The 7,842-nt window shown below is 39.0% G+C and carries 3 protein-coding genes and 3 pseudogenes; all 6 read left to right on the top strand.

What is annotated here, in order from left to right; all coding sequences use genetic code 11:
* Positions 1 to 1,227 (top strand): annotated as a pseudogene (locus PSF86_RS17605) (hypothetical protein); the annotation flags it as partial.
* Positions 1,228 to 1,351: 124 nt separating this feature from the next.
* On the top strand, positions 1,352 to 3,655 hold the full coding sequence (locus PSF86_RS17610; protein WP_277901413.1) for a fibronectin type III domain-containing protein: 2,304 nt from the start codon (positions 1,352 to 1,354) through the stop codon (positions 3,653 to 3,655).
* Positions 3,648 to 6,428 (top strand): hypothetical protein, encoded by a 2,781-nt coding sequence (locus PSF86_RS17615; RefSeq protein ID WP_277901414.1) that lies wholly within the window; start codon positions 3,648 to 3,650, stop codon positions 6,426 to 6,428. The genes PSF86_RS17610 and PSF86_RS17615 overlap by 8 nt, the downstream gene beginning before the upstream one ends.
* Positions 6,429 to 6,431: 3 nt before the next feature.
* On the top strand, positions 6,432 to 6,887 hold the full coding sequence (locus PSF86_RS17620) for a hypothetical protein (protein WP_277901415.1): 456 nt from the start codon (positions 6,432 to 6,434) through the stop codon (positions 6,885 to 6,887).
* 127 nt (positions 6,888 to 7,014) lie between these two features.
* Positions 7,015 to 7,173: pseudogene (locus PSF86_RS17625) on the top strand (transposase); the annotation flags it as partial.
* A gap of 467 nt (positions 7,174 to 7,640) precedes the next feature.
* Positions 7,641 to 7,842, top strand: a pseudogene (locus tag PSF86_RS17630) (hypothetical protein); the annotation flags it as partial.

Here is a 7,842-nt window from a genome sequence, read left to right on the forward strand (position 1 = left end):
AATATCAACGACGATAGTTTGTTGGATAACAACCTGGATACCCTTGATTACAAACAGCTCTCGCAAACGGCCATGCTGGGGATAAACTATGTAATATCCCAAAAAGAGAACCTGCAGCAAAACATCAACTTCAATTACAATGTAAACGATGTGGCCAATGAACAAAACGGAGTGGTCAGGATAGGAGACGCCTCTATTTTTCATAATTTCAATACGGCCTACACCATGGGTTTCCCAAAACAACAACTGAACGTTACCGGGGCCCTTAACGCCACGTTGAACACGATAGGAAGGGAAGATGCCACGACCTTTGGCCCCACATTGAGCGTAAATAAAAGCTTTTTGAAGAACACATTGAACACGGGCCTGTCTTCTTCATACAATACAACGGACAACACGTCCGGGAAAACATCAATGATCAACATACGGGCCAATGCCGGGTACAGGCTGTTGGAGCGGCATAACATCAATTTGAGTTTGATCCAGCTTTTTAGGAACAACGATTATCAGGAGAATGCAAGCGGTTTGAGCGAATTTACGGCCACTCTGGGCTATAATTATTCGTTTAACCTTCCGCCGAAGTTTAAAAGGGAGAAAAAAGATAAAAGATTCAACTTTACCTACCGCGAATATTACTTTGAAGGGGCACACGATAGCATAAGCCCGCAGGTGTCGGCAGTTTCAAAAGAAGAAAAATTCAGTGCCATTTTAAATATCAAAGGTATAAAGTCCAATTTGAAATTTTTAGAAGGGATTATTTATCAAACAGAAGACGATAGCGACAAGAGATACAAGGAAGCTGCCATGGATTACTTGAAGTATTTATACGACCATAAAGACTTTCTGGACACCTATAACGAACTGGCATTTAAAGGGCTTAAAAAACTCTATGAAGAAGCAGTGGAAATGAACTATGTGGTAGAAAAAGAATATTTTGCCCTGCAGGCAAAGGTAAACAGTGCCAAAACCAAAAACGCAAAGGATATAACAGAACTGAAAGTGAGGGAAAAACGATATGTGGCCCATACCTATATGATGGAACAACTGCATACCATCCATTTTGATAATATTTTAAATGCCGACCCGCCATTTAAGGAATTTAAGGACAAGCACATCTCCAAAGTATTCACCATGCTCGAAAACGGAAAAAGCAGGGAAGATATCCAAACATACCTGGAAATACAGTTTGCCGATATGTATCATAAAAAGGCTCTAAAAGGGCAGTAAGTCGACATAGAATGTTATAAATGGTTAATGATTGCATATAAATATAATTGTATTTTGGTTGAGATTATATAAATAAAAAATTTAAGGAATAATCATAAACTAACAGTACGAACCTGATCCACTTATGAACACAAATTTCAAATATCAAAGCTTTAAGATCAAAAAGAGAAATTTCTTTTTAATGGTCCTGCTATGCGTATTGTTTTCAAAAAGTGGATTGGCCCAGGTCTACCCCGTACAGGTACACACGCAGCTTATCCCGCCCTATAGCTTAAAACTGTCCGATTACGTGACCGCACAGAGCGACAAGCTCATCGCCAACGTGCTCATGACCGACGTGAACGAATACAACCGACAGCTCAGGTTCCGGCTGACCATCAAAGGGAACGGGCTCAACATCCGTTCCAATGATTTTGTCATCGGTGCCAATCCCGTCTTTGCCGATGGGGGCGTTCCGTTAAGGCTCACCAATATCGACCTGCGCCCGTATTTCGAGCTCCAGAACCTACAGGGCATCACCCCGCAGCAATACAACAGCCCGCTACCGGACGGCAATTACAGTTTCTGTTTGGAAGTGTTCGATTGGGTGAGCGGGCAGCGGCTATCGAACCCGCAACTGGGGTGCGCCAATGCATACCTTATTGTCAACGATCCGCCGTTTTTAAACCTGCCGAGAAAAGGGGATTTGGTAGAGGCAAAGAACCCGCAGAACATTGTTTTCAACTGGACGCCAAGGCACCTGAACGCCACCAATGTACAGTACGAGTTTGAGCTCCGGGAACTATGGGACACACAGATAGGCCCACAGGCCGCTTTCTTGGCGAGCCCGAACCTCTACCGGACCACCACCCGTAACAATACCTTGTTATACGGCCCTGGGGAAACGCCGCTTTTGGAAAACAAGACCTATGCCTGGCGGGTACGCGCCTTGGTGAGCGATGGTATCAGCGAGACCTCTGTGTTCAGGAACAATGGGTACAGCGAGATATTCTACTTTACCTATACGGCCGATTGCAGCGCCCCCGGGTATATTTTGGCAAAATCGCTCAGCAGCGACAGCGAGGAAATCACCTGGCAGCCCAACCTGGACCACCAGGCGTATAAGGTACAGTACAAAAAGAAAGGAGTGCGCGGTGCGGTTTGGTTCGATGTCAACGCCATCAACCCGCAGGCACGCATCTATAATCTGGAGCCGGGCACCACCTATGAGTTCCGTGTGGGCGGGCAGTGTATGCTACCCGTTGCCAATCAGGAACCGAGGTATACCTACTCGGCGGTACAGGAATTTACCACACCGATAAAAACGGCAGACAGTTACTATAATTGTGGCATAGCCCCCGAAATACGTATCAGCAACAAAACCCCGCTACCAAGCCTTGCTGCCAACGAGGTGTTCACCGCCGGCGACTTCCCGGTAACGGTAAAAGAAGTGGAGGGGCAAAACGGGACCTATAGCGGGGCAGGTTATATTGTAGTACCCTACCTGGCCGATACGAAAATAGCCGTAGAATTCAATAACATCCGCATCAATACCGATTACCAGTTGTATGCAGGAACATTCTATACCACATATGATGCTAATTGGAGCAATGTGGACGATGTAAGTGATGAACTAGAGGCTATTGGGGAGATTCCCGAGGCTATTGGGGAGTTGGCGGATATAGTTACTGAACTGTTGAATTTAGATATTGACAAGGCAACAAGGGAGCAAATTAAGAAATTAACCGAGAGTTTTGTAGACGGGGTTGAGAATGAAGATTTGCCAGAAGATTTAGCAAATTCCTTAACCGATGCAGCCAATGATTTCGAAGAGAAAGGATTGGCCGTAAAAGATGCTGAAGATAAACTCAAGGAAGCACAAGAATCGGAAGACAAAGAAGCTATAAAAGAGGCAGGGGAAAACCTGAACACAGCTAAAGAAAACTTTAATGAAGCACAGGACAACTTAAATGATGCAAATAAAGAGCGGGAGGAATATTTAAAGCAATTTAGTGACATTGTTAGAAAGGCAATAAAAGAGATTTATAGGGAGTATAAGGAAAAGGAGCTGGAAAAGGAATATTTTTCACAGTTGGACAACTTTACCGTTTTAAGTGGGCAAAAAGGTGTTTCTGGTGGGGGAACCAATTCAGATATCGTTGTACTGGATGTAGCCATAGTTGATACCGATTATGAGACCGAGCAGACAAAACAATACGATGAAGTCTTGAGGAAGTTAAGCATTTATTATATCTGTAAACTGGTTATAGAAGACCCCGAAAGCGATTATTATAAGCGTTTTATAGCAATGGCAAAAGCTAATGGAAGCGACCTTTTTAAACTGGCAAAAAGTGAACTTGACGGCGGGAAGTCAGAACTGGAAGTCATTCCAACAATAAAAGAAGAGATAATAAAAGCAACCTCAAAAATAACAGGTTACAATGGTTAAGAAATTATTATACATACTGGTTTTTCTATATAGTACATTGTTATGTGCTATAGATATTCCTGCCAACATTGAGGCACAATACAATTATTTGACAGCGCGAAACGCTTCCATAGAAAATTCGATAGAAGGAACAAAAAAGCCATGGTACATTATCTTGAAGGACGGAAACCTGTCCGACCTAAAAGCGTTGATTAACGATATTGATGTTAATTACGAACGTTTACGGATAAAATCGGGATTACTTGCTATAGATGAAGCCCAGGCCATAACTATTAACGACTATTTAACAACCATTAACGCAAAAAATTTACTTGAGCTGTATGTAGCACTTGAAGACGGAAGCCCCATAGTAGTGCCCATTACGCTAGCAAGCGGGAAATACACCGAGGAAGATTTAAAAGATTATTATCAAAAATTCTTGGATAGTACACCCACAGCTTCTGCAGAAGGGTATGACGCTCAGGTTATTAAACAACAAATAGAAAGCCGGTTTCAACACGATAACTCACTATTAACCAATTATGAGAATAAACTATCCAGCGAAAAGAGCTATAAAATTTTATTGGTAGAGTCGTTGTCGTTATTGAAGAACAAAGCAGATGTTAAATGGAAGGTATCGTCGTTGTTGTCCTACACCAATAAAGGCAAAAATCCAATTGATAAGGAAGCGCTGACTGAAATTTTAAAAGTAGATAATAAAACATATCATGCCGATAATTCTATAAACAAGCTGCTTAAATACAGTACCAATTTCTACAAATTAGTATATGGAGAACTGCCAAATGGCGAGGCAATTGTTAATGAGATCTCAATAAAAAAACCATTTGAATCAACTATATGTGATTATCTTCCTGAACACAGTACAGTAGATGAATATGGGGTAAAAGAGGCAATCAAAAAATTAAATACTGCACATGGGAAGCGTAATGCCATAACTGATATTGAAACTCCACGGAGTAAAGGCAGTTTTTATCACCTGGTAAATGTTTCAGAAGGAGATTTAAGCGGGAAAGCAGAAATTATAGAAGATAAACTGTACCTGTTAAAACAAAAAACAGGAGTCGACTTTTATGTGGTGTTCCAACCTGTGGCCACAAAAATGAATTTGCAAGCTCGGGAGGAATTTGCGAAACAAGTACTGGAAGGAAGTGATTTAAAAGGAAGCGGTAGTACAGTACTTATAACCGTTCCCTTTTTAGATATATCCCCAACGGCAAGCCTGAAAACTATTAGTTGTATCCAGCCAGGGTTTGTACAGAGTTCTCCATCTTTAGTTTCATCGCAAAGCTTTAAGGAAACAACCGACCTGTTCGATTATGTGTTAGGTGCGTTTACAGCAATGGAAAAGCCCGTTTATTTGGTACGCTATTTTGAATCTGTAACAGGAGAGCTAGTTAAGTTAGAATATAAGTCTACTTCAAACCTAAGGGGACAACCATATATTAATGCGGTACGTTATTATAGGTCTAAATATGCTATAGAAAGAGAAACCATTGAGAAAACACTTTCTTTATGGATGATGAAAGAAGATGTAGAGGCCAATTCTACTTCGGTAATTGATTTTCAAAATCAGATTAAACAAAAAGTAAATGAAGGTACAATAGCAGAAAACGAGATTGGTTATAACATTGAAAATAGTATATGGCAACAAGAAAAAGCAATAGTGTCCCAAAATGTGGGCTTATTTAGGGAACCTTACATATCAAACCCAGATTTGGTAAATCAATTTATAGAGAAATCATCAAAACAATGGGCCTATGGTGTAAAATTTGACATCATTTTTAATAATGGGGTATTATCTAAAGAGCATTTTTATAACATTGATAATTTTTCTATAGTTGACCCAGTAATTTATGGATTAATAGATGTAGCAGGGCTAATTCCTGGAATTGATAATTTTGCCGACCCAATAGGGATGTTATATGCAGGGTACAGAAACAATGCCGAAAATGTTATGGCATATTCCTTTGCCAGTGCCATAACAGGGGCAGGTGCTTTATACTTTAAAGCAGGTGGGGATGTTTTTGGGGTGGTGGCCAAATTGGATGATGCTGACAACCTTAGCTATGTTGTAAGAAGTATAAACGGAGAGGTTGCCGAAGACGAACTGCAATTAACCAGCAGTTATGTACGGCAGAGAAATGTAGCAGAAGAGGCAGTAGCCCAAATAGAAAAACAAGGCAACGACATATATTATAAAGAGCTGATTCTGGCTAAGCGAGGAGGAAAGAATAGCCAATTAAGCAATACAGGTAAATTTATAGATGATGTATTAGAGAATGATTACCAGAAATATTTAACACGAAAAGTGAGAGAAGGTAAATCGCCTAAAGAAAGGTTGGATTGGAAAGAAGCTAGGGATTATTGGTTGTATGATTCTCCTTTGGCTAGAGGGAATGCTTTTAATGAAAAAGCTAAGTTTGATTATGAAATAAATGAGCTTAACTTAAAATTGAATGGTAAAAACGTGAGAGTTGATTCATATGTTCCTTCCACCAATGGGACTGATGGTAAAATAATATCAAGAAAAGCTACTGATTTAGCAGATATTCAAGAATCAACCTTTAGAAAATACCTTAAAGAGTTAAAAGATAAATACCCTTCGGGTACACTTATTAGGTCTGATAAATATCCTGCTTTGGATGGTAAGACTATTCAAGGAAAGCAATATTTAGAAATTCCAGATAGTAATAAATCATTTCCTGATATTGATAAATATACGAGAATAGCCAAAAACGAATATAATATCGAAATTATCTTCTTAAAAGAATAAACTATGGAAATTAATAAAAATATTGTTGATGTACTAAACAAAATGAATTTTGCAGAAAGATATAAAATTCTTTGTGACACACACGATAAATTGGAAGATAGGATGGGTGATGAGCATTATCTTCAAATAGAGAATTTTTTTGTAAACAAAAATCTACCGATTAAATACATGAAAAAGGAAAAATTCTTTATGATAAAGGAAGCCAAGAGAATTTATGACATTCAATTAAATATAATCCCATATAAAGGTTTTATACAGTTTGTTATAGATGTTAGGAAAAATAAAGAAAGATTAAATCTTGCGCTTGGCACTTGGGAATCGATTACAAAAATATTGAAAGGATATGATGTTAAAAAACCTATATATACATCGTTGGAAGACTTGTTTGGTATTTTGGAAGACGCTTTTTCAATTTATGAAGATTTTAAACACGAATTATTAGAGCAGGAAAACATTTAAAAAAGATTATTTAAAGAATTGTTCATTGACATAATTTAGGGTAGCCCCCCGCTAGCGCGAGCGTCACGCTCGTGCCGATTATGAGTAAGAAGGATATTATTAATAAGCAATAACAGAACAAAAACGAATGAGTCGTAAATATAAATTTCATAACAAAGAGGCTGCTTATTTTACAAGTTTTGCAACAGTGTATTGGATAGATGTATTTACACGACAATGTTATTTTTCTGTTTTAGAAGACAGTATAAACTATTGCAGAAAAGAAAAAGGGATGGAAGTATTTGCCCCGCTACCGCACGATTGCATCGTGTGGTGGGGAAGATGAAACGGAAACAAAATTTTAAAAGATATGAGCCCCCGCTGGTGCGCGATTGTATCGCGTTCCATAGGGTAATATTAGTAATAAAATATAAGTAGAAACTTTTACAAAATTTAAGCATTATGGATAAAAGAGAATTACCACACGATGCAATCGTGCGGCAGCGGGGGCAGAGCAAAAAACGTAACGAAAAATGAAATTGAATTAAAACAGTTTAAAAGATGAGCCGCCCCCCGCTAGTGCGAGCATCTTGCTCGTGCCAAATAAGAAGAAAAAAGGAAAATATGATAAAACATCAATAAAGCAATAAAAACCAAATACCTAAACCAATATAAAAGCTGTAAAGATAAACCAACCCTAAACAGAATAAACAATAATACCATAATGTAAAGATTATCTTGAAGCAAAGACTACTCTGCATACTGCTTTTTTTTATGGCTGGTATTTCTATGGGCCAAAGTGTCGATCTGGAGCAATTTGGACAGGAAAAACCACTAAAAGTAACCGGCAACATAGCCGCCAACAGCGTGTACTATAATTCCAACCAGAACAGTGCGCGCGAGCCGTTTACGTACTTTTTACAGGGAACGCTCAACGTGCAGTTGTACAGTTTTGCAATGCCCATTAGTTACAGCT

Origin of the sequence: Galbibacter pacificus, assembly GCF_029603165.1 — a bacterium.
GTDB classification, from domain to species: Bacteria; Bacteroidota; Bacteroidia; order Flavobacteriales; family Flavobacteriaceae; genus Galbibacter; species Galbibacter pacificus.

What these genes read in the sequence shown, in the direction of transcription:
- PSF86_RS17620 (WP_277901415.1), top strand. Translation starts at nt 6,432, where the DNA reads ATGGAAATTAATAAAAATATTGTTGATGTACTAAACAAAATGAATTTT.
- PSF86_RS17610 (WP_277901413.1), top strand. Translation starts at nt 1,352, where the DNA reads ATGAACACAAATTTCAAATATCAAAGCTTTAAGATCAAAAAGAGAAAT.
- PSF86_RS17615 (WP_277901414.1), top strand. Translation starts at nt 3,648, where the DNA reads ATGGTTAAGAAATTATTATACATACTGGTTTTTCTATATAGTACATTG.